General features: G+C 58.9%; 16 protein-coding genes. 11 read left to right on the plus strand and 5 right to left on the minus strand.

What is annotated here, in order from left to right:
• The first annotated feature begins 48 nt into the window (after positions 1–48).
• From PHT20_RS11660 to PHT20_RS11670, 3 genes are read left to right on the plus strand one after another with little or no spacing between them, the layout of a single operon-like run.
• A complete protein-coding gene (locus tag PHT20_RS11660; RefSeq protein WP_301020644.1) occupies positions 49–711 on the plus strand; it encodes a protein-L-isoaspartate O-methyltransferase in 663 nt (220 codons plus the stop codon).
• 2 nt (positions 712–713) lie between these two features.
• On the plus strand, positions 714–1,055 hold the full coding sequence (locus tag PHT20_RS11665; RefSeq protein ID WP_301020645.1) for a rhodanese-like domain-containing protein: 342 nt from the start codon (positions 714–716) through the stop codon (positions 1,053–1,055).
• Between the two features lie 36 nt (positions 1,056–1,091).
• Complete coding sequence (locus tag PHT20_RS11670; protein WP_301020646.1) at positions 1,092–2,411, plus strand: TolC family outer membrane protein; 1,320 nt, start codon at positions 1,092–1,094, stop codon at positions 2,409–2,411.
• A gap of 3 nt (positions 2,412–2,414) precedes the next feature.
• Here PHT20_RS11670 and PHT20_RS11675 read toward each other — a convergent pair whose 3' ends face one another.
• The 5 genes from PHT20_RS11675 to PHT20_RS11695 all read right to left on the minus strand — a co-directional run bounded on the left by PHT20_RS11675 (position 2,415) and on the right by PHT20_RS11695 (position 8,470).
• The gene (locus PHT20_RS11675) at positions 2,415–3,725 is read right to left on the minus strand and encodes a 3-deoxy-D-manno-octulosonic acid transferase (protein ID WP_301020647.1); all 1,311 of its coding nucleotides are present in this window, start codon (positions 3,723–3,725) and stop codon (positions 2,415–2,417) included.
• Between the two features lie 9 nt (positions 3,726–3,734).
• Positions 3,735–4,751: a lipopolysaccharide heptosyltransferase I gene (waaC, locus tag PHT20_RS11680; RefSeq protein ID WP_301020648.1), complete on the minus strand. Its 1,017-nt coding sequence runs from the start codon at positions 4,749–4,751 to the stop codon at positions 3,735–3,737.
• A 46-nt stretch (positions 4,752–4,797) separates the two neighbouring features.
• Positions 4,798–6,180, minus strand: coding sequence for a phosphomannomutase/phosphoglucomutase (locus PHT20_RS11685; protein WP_301020649.1), 1,383 nt, complete (start codon positions 6,178–6,180; stop codon positions 4,798–4,800).
• Between the two features lie 255 nt (positions 6,181–6,435).
• Positions 6,436–7,731 carry an aminotransferase class I/II-fold pyridoxal phosphate-dependent enzyme gene (locus PHT20_RS11690; RefSeq protein WP_301020650.1) on the minus strand — a complete coding sequence of 432 codons (1,296 nt, stop codon included), beginning with the start codon at positions 7,729–7,731 and terminating at the stop codon, positions 6,436–6,438.
• A 172-nt stretch (positions 7,732–7,903) separates the two neighbouring features.
• A complete protein-coding gene (locus PHT20_RS11695) occupies positions 7,904–8,470 on the minus strand; it encodes a YggT family protein (protein WP_301020651.1) in 567 nt (188 codons plus the stop codon).
• 279 nt (positions 8,471–8,749) lie between these two features.
• Here PHT20_RS11695 and cydP point away from each other — a divergent pair, with 279 nt between their 5' ends.
• From cydP to PHT20_RS11735, 8 genes are all read left to right on the plus strand, one after another.
• The gene (gene cydP, locus PHT20_RS11700; RefSeq protein WP_301020652.1) at positions 8,750–8,935 is read left to right on the plus strand and encodes a cytochrome oxidase putative small subunit CydP; all 186 of its coding nucleotides are present in this window, start codon (positions 8,750–8,752) and stop codon (positions 8,933–8,935) included.
• The gene (locus tag PHT20_RS11705) at positions 8,932–10,506 is read left to right on the plus strand and encodes a cytochrome ubiquinol oxidase subunit I (RefSeq protein WP_301020653.1); all 1,575 of its coding nucleotides are present in this window, start codon (positions 8,932–8,934) and stop codon (positions 10,504–10,506) included. Before cydP ends, PHT20_RS11705 begins: the two co-directional genes overlap by 4 nt.
• A 14-nt stretch (positions 10,507–10,520) precedes the next feature.
• Complete coding sequence (gene cydB / locus PHT20_RS11710) at positions 10,521–11,657, plus strand: cytochrome d ubiquinol oxidase subunit II (protein WP_301020654.1); 1,137 nt, start codon at positions 10,521–10,523, stop codon at positions 11,655–11,657.
• A 181-nt stretch (positions 11,658–11,838) separates the two neighbouring features.
• Complete coding sequence (cydX, locus tag PHT20_RS11715) at positions 11,839–11,955, plus strand: cytochrome bd-I oxidase subunit CydX (protein WP_301020655.1); 117 nt, start codon at positions 11,839–11,841, stop codon at positions 11,953–11,955.
• Between the two features lie 8 nt (positions 11,956–11,963).
• Entirely contained in the window at positions 11,964–12,245 is a 282-nt protein-coding gene (locus PHT20_RS11720; RefSeq protein WP_301020656.1) for a cyd operon YbgE family protein, read from the plus strand.
• 60 nt (positions 12,246–12,305) lie between these two features.
• Positions 12,306–13,436, plus strand: a complete 1,131-nt coding sequence (locus PHT20_RS11725) for an FAD-dependent oxidoreductase (protein ID WP_301020657.1) — start codon at positions 12,306–12,308, stop codon at positions 13,434–13,436.
• Between the two features lie 177 nt (positions 13,437–13,613).
• Positions 13,614–15,179, plus strand: coding sequence for a lysine--tRNA ligase (lysS, locus tag PHT20_RS11730; RefSeq protein ID WP_301020658.1), 1,566 nt, complete (start codon positions 13,614–13,616; stop codon positions 15,177–15,179).
• Positions 15,180–15,258: 79 nt separating this feature from the next.
• The gene (locus PHT20_RS11735) at positions 15,259–15,777 is read left to right on the plus strand and encodes a YgjP-like metallopeptidase domain-containing protein (protein ID WP_300087413.1); all 519 of its coding nucleotides are present in this window, start codon (positions 15,259–15,261) and stop codon (positions 15,775–15,777) included.
• Positions 15,778–16,082: the final 305 nt, after the last annotated feature.

Raw genomic sequence — 16,082 nt, forward strand, 5'->3', positions numbered from 1 at the left:
GCAGGTAAAATCAGAAACTACAGTTAACATACCCCCTGGAGTACCAAAATGAACTTGCAAGACGTAGAACAAGCCCGCTACTACATGATTGAGCAACAGATTCGCCCCTGGGACGTGTCTGACGATGCTGTGCTGGAGCTGCTGAGCCTGGTCAAGCGTGAAGACTTTGTGCCGCTGGCGCAAAAATCTTTGGCCTTTGTTGACATGGCCATCGCCCTGCCCGGTGGGCAAAGCATGCTGCCACCCCGTGTGCAAGCGCGCTTGCTGCAAGACGCTGCTGCCCTAGCCACCGACAAAGTGCTCGAAATTGGCACCGGAACCGGCTTCATGACCGCCATCTTGGCGCGCCAGGCACAACGTGTGATCTCGCTTGAAATCAACCCCGAATTGGTCGACATGGCGCGCGCCAACCTGCAACGTGCCGGTGTGCACAACGCGGAAGTGCGCTTGGCCGATGGTGCCAAAGGCACCCCGGCCGACGCCCCGTTTGATGTGATTGTGCTGGGTGGCTCGGTGGCAGAAGTACCCAAAAACTTGCTTGACTTGCTCAAAGTCGGCGGTCGTCTGGTGGGCATTGTGGGTGAAGAGCCCATCATGCACGCCCAGCTTATCACCCGCACCAGTGAAACCAATTTCACTGTCACCCAGAAGTGGGACGACAACGCCCCACGCTTGGCTCATTTCCCACAACCGTCTGCCTTTCAATTCTGATCATGGTTCAACACATTCGACCCCTGCAACTCAAAGACTGGCTTGAGTCCGTGCGCGGCCACGGCAATCCGGTAGTGCTTGACGTTCGCGAGCCCTCCGAGCTGCAAACCGCCAGCATCAAGGCCGACGGTTTTGAGCTCATCACCATCCCCATGGGCGTGATTCCGCCCCGCTTGAGCGAACTCGACCCCCATCAACCCGTGGCCTGCCTGTGCCATCACGGCGGACGCAGCATGCAAGTGGCCAACTTTCTCAAAGCCCGTGGTTTCAAACATGTGGCCAATGTGGCAGGTGGCATCAACGCCTGGTCGTCCGAGCTAGACCCCAGCGTGCCACGCTACTGAGCCGGTGTTGTTTTTTTTACTTTGTACCTACCCATCATGAAACTGCGTTTATTGCCTGTGTCATTGGCTTTGTCGGCCGCTTTTGTTCTGCCTGCGCATGCGCAAAGCCTGGTGGCGTTGTATGACGCTGCGCGCAGTTTTGATGCCAGCTACCAATCTGCCAAACTGTTTTTTGATGCCAACCTGGCCAAAGCCGAGCAAAGCAAGGCCTTGCTGCTGCCCAGCGCCAACCTGAGCATGGGGGCCAACCGGGTCAATCTGTCCAGTGATGTGCCAGCCTTTGACCGTGGTGGTTATGGCAACCAAAACATCACCCTCAGCGCCAGCCAACCCCTGTTTCGTCCCTTCAACAAGGCCACCGCCGAGCAGGGCAAAAAGTCTGTTGATGTGGCGCAAGCCGCCCTGTTGGCCGCAGACCAGGATTTGATCGTGCGCTTGAGCCAGGCTTACTTTGACGTGCTGGCTGCGGCTGACAACCTGACCTTTGTACAAGCGCAAAAAGCCGCAGTGGCAGAGCAACTGGCCTCGGCCAAACGCAACTTTGAAGTGGGCACCGCCACCATCACCGACACGCGCGAAGCCCAGTCGCAATATGACTTGGTGCTGGCGCAAGAAATTGCCGCTTCAAACGATTTGCGGGTCAAGAAAATCGCGCTGGATCAGCTCACCGGCAAAACCAATGCCCAGCCTTTGCCTTTGGCCAGCCCGGTGCATATTGCCCCGGTGGCACCGCAAGACGTAGCGCACTGGGTGGCGCAGTCTGAACAAGACCACCCCACTGTTCGGCAAGCGCAGCTGGGGCTGGAAGTGGCTCAACTTGAAACCCAAAAAGCCCAATCTGGCCACTTGCCCACAGTGGACTTGACGGCAGGCTACAGCGTGACCCAAAACAACGGCTCAAGCAACACCTTGCTCGACTACCGCACCAACGTCGCCACGGTCGGCGTGAGTCTGAACCTGCCCTTGTTCGCCGGCCACGCAACCCAAAACCGCATCAAAGAAACCCTGGCACTTGAAGACAAAGCTCGCAGTGATGTAGAGGCCGCCAAACGTGCCGTGGCACAGGCCACCCGCACCGCTTACTTTGGGGTGGAGTCTGGCTTGGGTCAAGTCAAGGCGCTGGAGGCCGCACAAGCCTCAAGCCAAAGCGCACTCGATGCCACCAAGCTGGGCTACCAAGTGGGTGTGCGCATCAACATTGACGTGCTCAACGCCCAAACCGCCCTCTACAACACCCAAGCCAAGCTGGCTAAAGCCCGCTACGACGTGTTGCTGGGCAGCTTGCGCTTGCGCCAAGCCAACGGCACGCTCAAGGCCGATGACCTCAACGCCGTGAACGCTTTGCTGGCCAAATAGCCTTTACAGCAGCGCCTTGATGGCGCTGGCGGTGCGCTGCACCGCGCCCTGGTTGGCTTCAAAAAAATCGCTGCTGGCTTGCACCCGGCGTGCCAGCTCAGTGGGGGATTGGGCAAGGTGAACTGCCGTCTGCACGGCTTCAGCCATGTCTTTGACCCGGCTTGCCGCACCCGCCAAGAGCGCCTGCTCTGCCGCTTCAGCAAAGTTGAAGGTGCTCGGCCCCATCACCACCGGGCAGCCGCATGCAGCTGCCTCAATCAGATTTTGACCGCCCAACGGCGCAAAGCTGCCACCCAACAAGGCCACGTTGGCCAAGCCGTAATACAGCGCCATTTCGCCGAGCGAGTCACCCAGCCAAATCTCATGGCCAGATGCGGGCGGTGGCCCAGCATCTGGCCAAGCCGTGCGCCGTTGCAGCTCAAAACCATGTGCCTGAATCAACTCTGCCACTTCCTCAAAGCGCTGTGGGTGGCGCGGAACGATCAACCACTGCACTTCATTTACTACATTATTTATAGCTGTTCGCGCTTTATCCATAAGCGCTAGAGGCCTAAAATGCTTCAAATTTTCAAGCAGCGCCAGTTCTTCGCCCGCGCGCGAACTGGCCAGCATCACCACCGGCCTTGCGCTGCCGTTGCGCCAGGAGCGGCCAGCGGCAAGCTGTGTGGGGTTGACCTGGGCATCAAACTTCAAATTGCCCAGCACGCCAGTCACCTTGGCACCAAGCGACTGCAAGCGCGCGGCATCGGCCGGCGTTTGCGCCCAGACCGCCGTCAAGCCGGCAAAGGCTGAGCGCGCCAGCCAAGCCAGCCGCTGCGCTTGGCGCAAAGACTTGTCGCTCAAACGGGCGTTGACCAGCACCAGCGGCACGCCCAGCCGTTGGCAACCCGCCACCAGGTTGGGCCAGACCTCAGTTTCCATCAAGATGCCCATGTCTGGCTTGAAATGGCTCAAAAACTGCTGCACCGCCGCAGGTGTGTCCCACGGCTGCCAGGCTTGCAGGTCGCCGGGTTGCAGCAGCTTCTGCCCCTCGGCGCGCCCGGTTGCAGTGCCGTGCGTCAACACCAGCCGCAGGTTGGGCAACTGCGCGCGCAAAGCCGCCAGCAGTGCTGCGCTGGCACGGGTTTCACCCAACGACACCGCATGCAGCCACAGCGTGGCGCCTGCATGCAGCGGCACGGCTTGGGCGTAATGGCCAAAGCGCTCTGGAATATCTTTGGCATAGCCCGGTTCTTGCTGGCTGCGCCGAAGCAACTTGCGTTTGAGCAACGGCTGCGCCAGCCGCATCAAGCCCGAGTAAAGCCAGCGCATCATGAAAAGCCCTTAGGCATTCAGCACGGCTTGCCAAGCCTGCCAGACCGCGTCCACGCTGGGGCAAGGCTGGGCAAACACGGCGGCCTGAAACATGGGTGCGTCTGGCTCGGCGGGCGGCAGCGGGCCGGTGCGCCAGGCGGTGTCGAAGTTGTAAATTTGCACATGCGGCAAAGCCAGCGCCACGGCCATGTGGCTCAGACCACTGTCGACCCCGATCACCCCGGTGCAGGTGGCCAGCGCGTCGGTCAAACCGTCCAGCGCCAAGCGCGGCCACACCTGGGCGTGTTCCAAGTCATGCGCAATGGTCTGCGCTACCTGCTCTTCTGCCGAGCTGCCATGCGGCAAGGCGACACCAAAACCGGCCACATTCAAGCGCTGCGCCAGCTCGCGCCAACAGGCCAGCGGCCACTCTTTGTCTGCCCGAGAGGTGCCATGCACCAGCGCCACCATGCCACGCAAACCGCGTTTGAATGCAATGTTTTTGATAGCTGCTGGCGCTTGATTCACATGCGCTAACAGCCCGAAATGCATGTCAAAAGGCAATTCATACCGCAGCGCCTTGGCGCACAGCAGTCGGGCGCGGGTGACAGCGTGGCTGTGCGCGGGCAGCGTGATAGCCACGTCTGCCACCCAGCGCGCGGGGGCTTCAAAGCTCGACCCTTCAGTTTGGTTGGCCATGCCATAGCGCTTGCCTTGCGGCGCCAGGTGTGCCAGCCAGGACACCAGGGCGGACTTGGTCAAGCCTTGCAGGTCTAGCACTGCGTCGTAGCGCTCTTGCTGCAGCTCGGCTTTGAACAGTGCCCAGGCGTGCCGTGTGGCAGCGCTGAAAAGGGTTTTGCGCCACTGCCGCAAGTCGCACGCAATGACACGGTGCACCCCTTTGCAGCGGCGCACCAGCGGCACAAAGCCACGCTCCACCACCCAGTCAATCTGCACGCCAGGGCGTTCGCGCACGATGTCTTGCACCGCGGCCATGGCATGCACCACATCCCCCAACGAGGAGAGTTTGACAATCAGAATTTTCAAATTAACACATCCAAGACCCAAGCGCACCAAAGGTGCAGGCTCACACTCAATGCGCGGCCTCGTCGGTCACGGCACCGGGCAGCACTTGGTGCAGCAGCGCCATCATGTCGGTCTGGATGCGTGCCAAGGCCTCGGGGGTGTGGCCTTCAAAGCGCAACACCAGCACGGGCGTTGTGTTGGAGGCGCGAATCAGCCCAAAGCCGTCTGGCCAGTCCACCCGCAGGCCATCAATGGTGTTGACGGTTGCCGGTGCGGCAAAAGCAACTTGCGCCACCAGCTGCGCCACCAGCGTGTGCGGCTGGCCTTCGGCGCATTTCACATTCAGCTCTGGAGTGGAAAAACTGGTGGGCAAGGCGTTGAGCACAGCACTGGCATCGGCATGGCGGCTCAAAATTTCAAGCAGGCGGCAGGCGGCGTAAGTGCCATCGTCAAAGCCATACCAGCGCTCTTTAAAGAACACGTGGCCACTCATCTCGCCGCCCAGAGGGGCGTTGATTTCTTTCATCTTGGCTTTGATGAGCGAGTGGCCAGTTTTGAACATCAATGGCACGCCACCGGCAGCTTCAATGGCTGGCGCCAGGCGCTGCGAGCATTTCACGTCAAACAAAATGGTGCCGCCCGGCACACGCTGCAACACATCGGCTGCAAACAACATCATTTGGCGGTCAGGGTAGATGGTTTGGCCATCTTTGGTGACCAGCCCCAGGCGGTCGCCATCGCCATCAAAAGCCAAGCCCAGCTCGGCATCACCCGCTTTCAAGGCGGCCATCACATCACGTAGGTTGTCGGGCTTGCTGGGGTCGGGGTGGTGATTGGGAAAGTTGCCGTCCACTTCGCTGAACAGCTCGGTCACCTCGCAACCAATGGCACGCAAAATGCCGGGGGCAGACGCGCCAGCAATGCCGTTGCCACTGTCGACCACAATTTTCATGGGGCGCGCTAGCTTGATGTCGCCCACAATGCGGGCGGTGTAATCAGCCAGCACATCCACACGGGTGATGTGCCCGCCGGCGCACAGTTGCCACGACTCGGCTTCCATGATGCAGCGCAGGTTTTGAATCTCGTCACCATAAATGGCACGTCCGGCCAGCACCATTTTGAAGCCGTTGTAGTCTTTGGGGTTGTGGCTGCCCGTGACCTGAATGCCGCTGGTGGCCAGCGTGTGAGCCGCAAAGTAAAGCATGGGCGTAGTGGCCAGGCCAATGTCAATGACCTCCACCCCCGCATCAACCAGGCCACGCATCAGGGCAGCGCTTAAATCGGATCCGCTCAAGCGGCCGTCGCGCCCCACCGCCACTTTGGTTTGGCCTTCGCGCAGCGCCACGGTGCCAAAGGCACGCCCTAAACCTTGCGCCACTTCAGCGTTTAACGTGCTGGGGACGACACCTCGGATGTCATAGGCTTTGAAGATAGAAGCGGTCAGTTTCATGCAGTTTTCCCTGAGTTTGGTTGGGTTTAACCGAAAAAATCCATGGGGCGCACCTGCGGTGCGGCTTGGGTGTCAGCGGTGCATTTGCGGCCATTTTCGTCCCTCTTTGTCGCCTGTAGCTACGGCTACAGGCGACAAAGAGGGACGAAACTCACTCGCAACTGCCCTCGCTGCCCTTCCAAGCCCTCATGAATTTTCTCGGTTCAAAAACGGGCTGCATTGTAGGCGTGGGGCGTGGCGGGAAGCGCCGTCCGGCTAGACCGCAGCCAAGGCCTGGGTCAGGTCAGCCAACAGGTCATCAATGTGTTCAATGCCAATCGACAAGCGCACTGCGTCTTCAGGAATGCCCGCCTTGGCCAGCTCTTGCGGCGACAACTGGCGGTGCGTGGTCGATGCCGGGTGCGTGGCCAGCGACTTGGCATCGCCGATATTGACCAGCCGCGTAAACAACTGGAGGGCATCCAGAAACGCCGCCCCGGCCACGCGGCCTTGCCCGGGCGCGGACTTAACCCCAAACGTGAACAGCCCAGAGGCCTTGCCACCCATGTACTTTTTCGCCAGCGCGTGATCCGGGTGGTTGGGCAAGCCGGCGTAGCTGACCCACGACACCTTGGGGTGGTTTTGCAAAAACTGCGTGATCTTGAGCGTGTTGTCGTTGATGCGATCCATGCGCAGCGCCAGGGTCTCAATGCCTTGCAGAATCAAAAATGCGTTAAATGGCGACAGCGCCGCGCCGGTGTTGCGCAGCGGCACCACGCGGGCACGGCCAATGTAGGCGGCAGCGCCCAGCGCCTCGGTGTAGACCACGCCGTGGTAGCTTTGGTCAGGCTCGCTCAGGCGTTTGAACTTGGCCTTGTGCTCGGCCCACGGGAACTTGCCCGAGTCGATGATGGCCCCGCCAATGCTGTTGCCGTGGCCGCCCAGGTATTTGGTGAGCGACTGCACCACGATGTCGGCCCCGTGCTCGATCGGGCGCAGCAGGTAAGGCGTGGCCACGGTGTTGTCCACAATCAGCGGCGTGGCGTGGCGGTGCGCCACAGCGGCAATGGCCGCAATGTCGGTCACGCGCCCCTGCGGGTTGCTGATGGATTCGATGTAAACCGCCTTGGTTTTGTCGTCAATCAGCGCCTCTAGAGCGGCCAGGTCACTGGGGTCAACAAAGCGCACTTCAATGCCCGAGAGCGGAAAGGTGTGTGCAAACAGGTTGTACGTGCCGCCATACAGGGCGTTGCTGGCCACAATGTTGTCGCCCACTTCGGCAATGGTTTGAATGGCGTAGGTGACCGCGGCCGAGCCCGAGGCCAGCGCCAGCCCGGCAATGCCGCCTTCGAGCGCCGCCACGCGTTTTTCGAGCACGTCGTTGGTGGGGTTCATGATGCGGGTGTAGATGTTGCCAGCCACCTTCAGGTCAAACAAATCTGCGCCGTGCTGGGCACTGTCAAAGGCGTAGGCCACGGTTTGGTAAATCGGCACGGCCACCGATTTGGTGGTCGGGTCAGGCGAGTAACCGGCGTGGACGGATTGGGTCTCGAACTTCCAGGTGGTGGGCATCAGGGTGCTCCTTGAGGGTAAAAAAGAAACAAAAAATACTATTAATAAAATAGCTACTATCGCTTATTCTATAAGGGCTAGATGCTTATTTTTCATATAATCTTAGACAGACATTGGTTCAAAGCCAATGCAACTTTTGTTCTGCTGGCTCTGCGGCCAAACTGGCTGAAAGTCAGAACGCCATCAGTGCGCCAGCCTGCACATTGCCCAGCACAATGGCCGCAATTTGCAAAATCACCAGCAGCACCAGCGGCGACAGGTCAACGCCGCTCACCAGCGGCACAAAGCGGCGAATTGGCATCAACAGCGGCGCCACCAGACGCTCAATGATGTCTGCCATGGGAGAGTGGGTTTGAATCCAGGACAACACAGCGTAAACAATCACCGCACCCGTCATGCCCGAAATGGCCATGCGCGCCAGGCCAAATGCCGCCAGAATAGGCACCGCAAAGAGCCCACCCGCGCCGCCCGCCAGCAGCCACAGCACGCCAAACTCGGCCAACTGCAACAAAAATGCTGCTGCCAAACTGGCAGTGTCCAAGGCACCCACTGACGGCAACACGCGCCGCAGCGGCAGCACCATCCAGTCAGACAACGCAAACACAAACCCGCCCAGCGGATTGCCCGAGCGCACCGACATCGGGATGCGCTGGTACTGCATGTACAGGCGCAGCAGGCAAACGCCGCTCAAAATGCCACAAACAACTTCAAGCAGCAGGGAAACAATTTGGTACAGCATGGGAAGGGTTCTAAAGCCGCAGCAAAGGACTGCACTTGAATCATAACGACAGGGCACGCACCGAACAGTTGAGCTTCGGGGCAGGCTTCAAGTTGTCAGCATGCCAGATGTCTGACTGCCAATATGACAAAAATGACATAGATGGCATAAATGAGACCATTCGCAGTTTTCTTAATTCATCTTAAAAAAACATAACACATTGAAAAATAAAAAGAATTTAAAAACCATGGAAGGTGGCACGCTTATTGAGAGCGTAGAAATGAAGACTTCGTAACTGCCATGACGCTACCGCAAAAAAACCTCATCAAAAAGTTGGCCTGGGTGCTACTGGCCAAGCTGGTTGTGTTGACAGTCTTGTGGTGGGCGTTTTTTCATGATCAGCGCGTGGCAGTGGATGCCAAGCTGGTGTCAGACCAGTTTCTTTCAACAAGCAGTACCTCGGGCAACAAAGGAGAACAGCCTTGATTTCCAATGAATTGGTAGATTTGTCGCGCTTGCAGTTCGCTGCCACAGCGCTGTATCACTTTCTTTTTGTGCCATTGACGATTGGCATGGTGTGGATGCTGGTCATCATGGAGAGCGTCTATGTGATGACCGGCAACGTGATCTGGAAGGACATGACGCGCTTCTGGGGCAAGCTGTTTGGCATCAACTTTGCCCTTGGTGTCACCACCGGCATCACCATGGAATTCCAGTTTGGCACCAACTGGGCTTATTACTCGCATTACGTGGGTGACATCTTTGGCGCACCGCTGGCCATTGAGGGGCTGATGGCGTTCTTTCTGGAATCCACCATGATCGGCCTGTTTTTCTTCGGCTGGGACCGACTGTCCAAACGCCAGCACCTGATGGTGACCGTGTTGATGGCGCTGGGCACCAATCTGTCAGCGCTGTGGATTCTGATTGCCAACGGCTGGATGCAAAACCCGGTGGGGGCGGAATTCAGCTACCAGACCATGCGCATGGAAATGACCGACTTCTGGGCCGTGCTCTTCAACCCCGATGCGCAAGCCAAATTTGTCCATACGGTTTCAGCCGGCTATGTGACGGGTGCGATGTTTGTGCTTTCCATTTCAAGCTGGTACTTGCTTAAACGCCGTGATATCGAGTTTGCCAAACGCAGTTTCCGGGTGGCGGCCGCCTTTGGGCTGGCCAGTGTCTGTTCGGTGATTGTGCTGGGCGACGAGTCGGGCTACACCGTGGGCGAAGCGCAACAGACCAAACTGGCCGCCATGGAAGCCATGTGGGAGACCAAACCCGCACCCGCCGGGCTGACGCTGGTGGCCGGTATCAACGAAGCTGAGCAAAAAAACGACTGGGAAGTGGAAATTCCCTGGGTCATGGGCATCATTGGCACGCGTTCACTGACCAAAGAAATCCCGGGTATCCATGAGATCAAGGCGAAAAATCGGGAACGCATTGTGCAAGGCATCCAGGCCGTCAGCGCTTTGGAGGCCTTGCGCGCCAACCGTGGCGACGTTGCGGCCAAAGACAAATTTGAAAAATACAAGGCCGACTTGGGCTTTGGTCTGCTGTTGCGCAAATATGTGCTGGACGTGAACCAGGCTACGCCCGAGATCATTGAGCAAGCCGTCAACGACACAGTGCCACGGGTGGTGCCCATGTTCTGGGGCTTTCGCCTGATGGTGGGCATGGGTTTTGCCATGCTGCTGCTTTTTGGTTTGGCTTTCTACAACACGCTCAAGGACACGTTCGCGCGAAAGCCCTGGCTGCTGAAGTCGGCGCTGTGGATGCTGCCCGTGCCCTGGCTGGCCTGCGAGCTGGGCTGGTTCGTGGCCGAGTATGGTCGTCAACCGTGGACGATCTACGGCGTGCTGCCCACGCACATGTCGGTCTCCACCCTGAGCGTGGGCAGCCTGTACGGTTCGCTTGCAGGCTTCATCAGCTTCTACACCATTTTGTTGGTGGTGGAGATGTTCCTGATGATCAAGTTTGCACGCTTGGGCCCAGGTAGTTTGGGCACAGGGCGCTATCAAAATGAGATTCATCACCACGCTGTTGTGGCACACGCCTGAAAGAGAGAGACATCATGTTTGACTATTCAACGCTGAAGATCATCTGGTGGCTGCTGGTGGGTGTGCTGCTGGTCGGCTTTGCCATCATGGACGGCCACGACATGGGCGTGGGTACGCTGCTGCCTTTTGTGGGTCGCAACGACGTGGAACGCCGCGTGGTCATCAACACGGTGGGGCCGCATTGGGATGGCAACCAGGTGTGGTTCATCACCGGCGGTGGAGCCATTTTTGCCGCCTGGCCGCTGGTCTATGCCACCGCGTTCAGCGGCTTTTACTGGGCCATGCTGGTGGTGCTGTGGGCGCTGTTCTTCAGACCGGTGGGCTTTGACTACCGCAGCAAGATCGCCAACCCCACCTGGCGCAGCGTGTGGGACTGGGGTCTGTTTGTGGGTGGAGCTGTGCCGCCGCTGATCTTTGGCGTGGCCTTTGGCAACCTGCTGCAGGGCGTGCCGTTCCAGTTTGATGCCTACCTGGTCTCCACCTACACCGGCAGTTTCTGGCAACTGCTCAACCCGTTTGCCTTGCTCACGGGTGTGGTCAGCACCGCCATGATCACCATGCAGGGTGGCAGCTACCTGGCGCACCGCACCGAGGGCATCATCCAGGCGCGCACGGTGCGCGCCACCATCGGCGCAACCGTGGTGCTGATGCTGAGCTTTGTGGCCGCAGGCTTCTGGCTGCAATCCATCGACGGCTATCGCATCACCTCGGTGGTCAACGCATCAAGCATGCCCGACCCCCTGTCCAAAACCGTGGTGCGCGAAGCCGGTGCGTGGATGAGCAACTACGCGCAGCAACCCCTGATGTGGCTGCTGCCCGCGCTCGGCGTGCTGGGCGCAGCGCTCACAGCCGTGCTGCTGGCAGCGCGCCACACCCTGAGCGCGTTCATCACTTCGTCACTGGCCATTTTGGGGGTGATTGGCACAGCGGGCGCGTCAATGTTCCCGTTTGTCATGCCGTCGAGCACCCACCCAGCCTCCAGCCTCACAGTGTGGGACAGTGTGTCGAGCCACATGACGCTGGGTCTGATGTTCTGGGCCACACTGATTTTCATGCCGCTGATCATTTTTTACACCTCTTGGGCCTACAGCGTGATGCGCGGCAAGGTGACTGCGGCTTACATCCGTGAAAACGACCATGCGGCTTATTGAAATGGCACGCGCTGCCCAACGGTCGCTCTTGTCAACGAGGGTTTTAACCCAGTTTTAATTCCGTTTTCAGATCGATACGACATTAGGCGCAAAGCCGAAGACAGTGCTCTGGCACGGCGAGGCGAAGCAACAACATGTCGGATTGATATGGAAGCGGAAAAACACCAACAAAAGGATTGATATGTGGTACTTCACCTGGATTTTGGGCATCGGTTTTGCGGTCTTGCTGGCCATTTTGAACGCCATGTGGGGCGAGAACCAGTTTGCGCGCGAAGAAGCCGACCCTCCAAAGCAATGAGTCAGGCTGTGAATTCATCGCCAGTGCGGATCAGTCCGCCCAAAACTCGGCCACTGAGCTTGGCCGTTGCGCTGCTCATCATGATCGGCGGCAGCATCTACCCGTTTGCCTTTGCCAAGGCTGACGGTAGTGCTGACCACACGTTTGCCATGCTGATCTTTTGGGCCATGAGCGCCGGGTTGGTCAACGGTGTCGGCTTTGTGCCGCGTTGGCCGCTGTGGCGCTGGTTTTTTTCGGGCTGGGCTTGCCTTGCTGCGCTGGCTCTGGCTGCCTGGCTGCGTTGGGGCTGATTCACACTTGGACGGTTCAAGCCTGCTCTCTCACTTTCACCTTCACTCAACTCTTACCCGATGACCCACCAAATCACCATCATTGGCGCAGGCTTTGGCGCGCTCTCGTCCGTGCGCGAACTGCGAAAACAGAATGCCCATGCCGACATCACGCTGATCGCCCCGCGTGCCGAACTGCATTACCTGCCTGGCACCATCTGGATTCCCAGCGGCTTGCGCACGCGGGAGCAACTGACCATTGACCTGAAGAACTTTTTCGCACGGATGAAGGTGAAGTATGTACAAGCTGAAGTCACCGGCCTGCGCGAAGACGGGCGCCTGGTGGACACCACAGCGGGCGAAGTGCGCAACGACGCACTGATCATTGCCTCGGGTGGACGATTCATCAAAAAGCTGCCTGGCATTGAGCACGCCATCACGCCGTGCGAGGGCATCGCAGCGGTCGAAAAATTCAGCCAGCGGCTCAAATCCATGACCGGTGGCACCATTGCCATGGGGTTTGCCGGCAACCCCAACGAGCCCAGCGCGGTACGCGGTGGCCCGATGTTTGAGTTTTTATTTGGTATCGATGAGCAGCTCAAGCGCGAAGGTCGGCGCGATCAATTCAAGCTGGTGTTTTTCAACCCGTCCACCGAACCTGGCAACCGGCTCGGTCCTAAGGCCGTGAGTCACCTGCTGGCGCAGATGAAAAAGCGCGGCATCGAGACCCACCTGGGTCACAAGCTCAAGAGCTTCTCAGCCGACAAAGTAGTCACCGAGGGTGGCGAATTTGCCGCTGACCTGATCCTCTTCATGCCCGGCATGACCGGCAATCTGTGGTTTGACCAGACCAGCCTACCACGCTCGCCCGGCGGCCTGCTCAAGGCCGATGCCCAGTGCCGTGTCGAAGGCACCCAGCGGATTTATGTGGTGGGTGACTCGGGCAGCTTCCCCGGCCCCGACTGGATGCCCAAGCAAGCGCACATGGCAGACCTGCAGGCCGAGGCCGCCGCCAAGAACCTGCTGGCTGAACTGAGCGGCCAGACCGCCCGCGCCACCTTCAAGGTCGAGCTGGTCTGCATCATCGATGCCATCGACCATGCCACCCTGGTGTTTCGCAACGAAAAACGCCAGATCATCTTGCCCTCCAGCCGCCTGTTTCATTGGGCCAAGCGCGGGTTTGAGAAGGTTTATCTCAACAAGTACCGGTAAGTCAGCAGCGTGGGTTGGCGTGCGGTGGCAAACAGGGCAGCGCACTGGCCACCTCCGAACTCCTTCGGGCTGGCCTGTACAACGGGATAGACGTGCGCCACCTTTAAAATAGCGTGTTTTGCCAGATGCGCCTTGCGCACCAGCCGCCCTCTTCTCTGTCGCCCTTGATTGCCCCACATGCCTGCTACAACCACCACCCCAACACCCACTGCCCCCGCACAAGACGAAAACCAGTTGATTTTGGAGCGGCGCGACAAGCTCAATGCCCTGCGCCAAGCGCAGGCGCAGGGCAAAGGCTCAGCTTTCCCGAACGACTTCAAGCCCACAGACCACGCCGCCGACCTGTTTGCCGCCCACGCGGGGCAAACCCCGGAAGGCCTGCTTGAACAAGGCGCAAGAGCCAAAATTGCCGGGCGCATGATGCTCAAGCGCGTCATGGGCAAGGCCAGCTTCTGCACCTTGCAAGACAGCACCGGGCGCATTCAGGTCTACATCAAGCGCGACGACATTGGCGAAGAGGTTTACAACGCTTTCAAGCATTGGGACCTGGGCGACATCGTGGCCGCTGAGGGCCTGGTGTTCAAGACCAAAACCGGCGAGTTGTCGATTCACGCCAGCGTCATCCGCCTGCTCACCAAGAGCCTGCGCCCGATGCCCGACAAGTTCCACGGCATGGCCGACCAAGAGGTCAAATACCGCCAGCGTTATGTCGATCTGATGACCGACGAAGAGACCAAAAAGCGTTTCATGGCGCGCAGCAAGGCCGTGTCGGGCATTCGTGAATTCATGGTGGCACACGACTTTTTAGAGGTCGAAACCCCCATGCTGCACTCCATTCCAGGCGGTGCCAACGCCAAGCCGTTCACCACGCACCACAACGCGCTGGATCAGCAAATGTTTTTGCGCATTGCGCCCGAGCTGTACCTCAAACGCCTGATTGTGGGCGGCTTTGAGCGGGTGTTTGAGATCAACCGCAGCTTTCGCAACGAAGGCATCAGCGTGCGCCACAACCCCGAGTTCACCATGATGGAGTTCTACGCCGCCTATTGGGACTACCAGGATTTGATGACCTACACCGAAGCGCTGATACGTGACGCGGCCCAGCGCGCTGCGGGCACGCTGCACCTCAGCTACGCGGGCAAGGCCGTTGACCTGGAGCAGCCTTTTGAACGCCTGACCATTCATGAAGCCATCTGCAAATACACCGAGGCCGGTCAAATGTTGGACGACGGCTCGGGCCTGAAGGTGGACAGCGCGGCCTGGCTGCTGGCCGCCCTGCCCAAGCTGGGCATCACCGAGGCCAAACACCACATCTCTACCCGCAGCCTGCCCGCGCTACAAGTGCTGTACTTTGAAGAAACCGTGGAAGAACAGCTGTGGCAGCCGACCTTCATCATGGAGCACCCCACCGAGATCTCGCCGCTGGCGCGCGCCAACGACAGCCGCCCCGAAGTGACCGAGCGTTTTGAGCTCTACATCACCGGGCGCGAATTCGGCAACGGCTTCAGCGAGCTCAACGATGCCGAAGAACAAGCCGCCCGCTTCCAGGCACAAGTGGCGGCCAAAGACAGTGGCGATGATGAGGCCATGTACTACGATCACGACTTCATCCGCGCCCTGGAATACGGCATGCCACCCACCGGTGGCTGTGGCGTGGGGCTGGACCGGCTGATGATGTTGTTGACCGACAGCAGCAGCATTCGCGACGTGATTTTATTCCCTGCCCTGCGCCGGGAAGTTTAAGCAAAATAGGCCTCTAGCGCTTATATATAAAGCGTAGATAGCTATTTAAAGCATAGTGTCTTCAGCACCTGCCAGCACCCTGCGTTACCTGCAAGGCTACCCGCTTGAGACCTTGGCGCAGGTTGAAAAGCTGCTGGCACAAGGCCGCGTGGCCGACTGGCTGCAGCAAAAATACCCGCAAGCCCACACCGTGCGCACCGACCGGGCGCTGTTTGACTATGTGCAAGCGCTCAAAGCCGAGTACCTGCGTGGTGCCGACCCAGTGGGCAAGGTGCTGTTTGATGCCAAGCTGCATGTGGTCAAAAACGCCCTGGGCACACACACCACAGTGTCACGCGTGCAGGGCAACAAGCTCAAAGCCAAGCGCGAAATCCGTGTGGCCACGCTGTTCAAAACCGTGCCCGATGAGTTTTTGCGCATGATCACCGTGCATGAGCTGGCCCACCTGAAAGAGCGTGCGCACGACAAAGCGTTTTACAGCCTGTGCAGCCACATGGAACCGCGTTACCACCAGCTTGAATTTGAGGTTAGGGTGTATTTGACGCACCTGGAGGTGGCAGGTGCAAAGCTGTGGGGAGCCGCGGGGATGGCTGAGTGAGACAGTTTTAACACCGAGACTGCGCGGTCGGCAAGGGGTGAGTTGGGACCACCACCCCAACCCATCTCCTGCAGGCGAGCGACTTTTAAACTCCAACCAAAAGACAAATTCGGGTGACAAGTTGATGGTTGAACGGGGGTATGCAGCGCAAGCGGTCGACCATGAACGATCGGTTCCGGTTAACGTGAAAGAACGGCGTATCCGGGCGAGTGTTACCCTGACCCCGCCCTGGTCAAAAGCAACGCGACAACAGTGATTCGGTCAGCGACTCAGACAGGAGTCGGTACAAACCCGTATTTGGTCAA

The organism is Rhodoferax sp. (assembly GCF_028715765.1).
Classification (GTDB): domain Bacteria; phylum Pseudomonadota; class Gammaproteobacteria; order Burkholderiales; family Burkholderiaceae_C; genus Rhodoferax.

Excerpts from the sequence above, each read along its gene's own strand:
- PHT20_RS11670 (WP_301020646.1), top strand. The coding sequence starts at position 1,092 with ATGAAACTGCGTTTATTGCCTGTGTCATTGGCTTTGTCGGCCGCTTTT.
- PHT20_RS11725 (WP_301020657.1), top strand. The coding sequence starts at position 12,306 with ATGACCCACCAAATCACCATCATTGGCGCAGGCTTTGGCGCGCTCTCG.
- PHT20_RS11660 (WP_301020644.1), top strand. The coding sequence starts at position 49 with ATGAACTTGCAAGACGTAGAACAAGCCCGCTACTACATGATTGAGCAA.
- PHT20_RS11695 (WP_301020651.1), bottom strand. The coding sequence starts at position 8,470 with ATGCTGTACCAAATTGTTTCCCTGCTGCTTGAAGTTGTTTGTGGCATT.
- lysS (WP_301020658.1), top strand. The coding sequence starts at position 13,614 with ATGCCTGCTACAACCACCACCCCAACACCCACTGCCCCCGCACAAGAC.
- PHT20_RS11675 (WP_301020647.1), bottom strand. The coding sequence starts at position 3,725 with ATGATGCGCTGGCTTTACTCGGGCTTGATGCGGCTGGCGCAGCCGTTG.
- PHT20_RS11690 (WP_301020650.1), bottom strand. The coding sequence starts at position 7,731 with ATGCCCACCACCTGGAAGTTCGAGACCCAATCCGTCCACGCCGGTTAC.
- cydP (WP_301020652.1), top strand. The coding sequence starts at position 8,750 with ATGACGCTACCGCAAAAAAACCTCATCAAAAAGTTGGCCTGGGTGCTA.
- cydX (WP_301020655.1), top strand. The coding sequence starts at position 11,839 with ATGTGGTACTTCACCTGGATTTTGGGCATCGGTTTTGCGGTCTTGCTG.
- PHT20_RS11685 (WP_301020649.1), bottom strand. The coding sequence starts at position 6,180 with ATGAAACTGACCGCTTCTATCTTCAAAGCCTATGACATCCGAGGTGTC.
- cydB (WP_301020654.1), top strand. The coding sequence starts at position 10,521 with ATGTTTGACTATTCAACGCTGAAGATCATCTGGTGGCTGCTGGTGGGT.
- PHT20_RS11665 (WP_301020645.1), top strand. The coding sequence starts at position 714 with ATGGTTCAACACATTCGACCCCTGCAACTCAAAGACTGGCTTGAGTCC.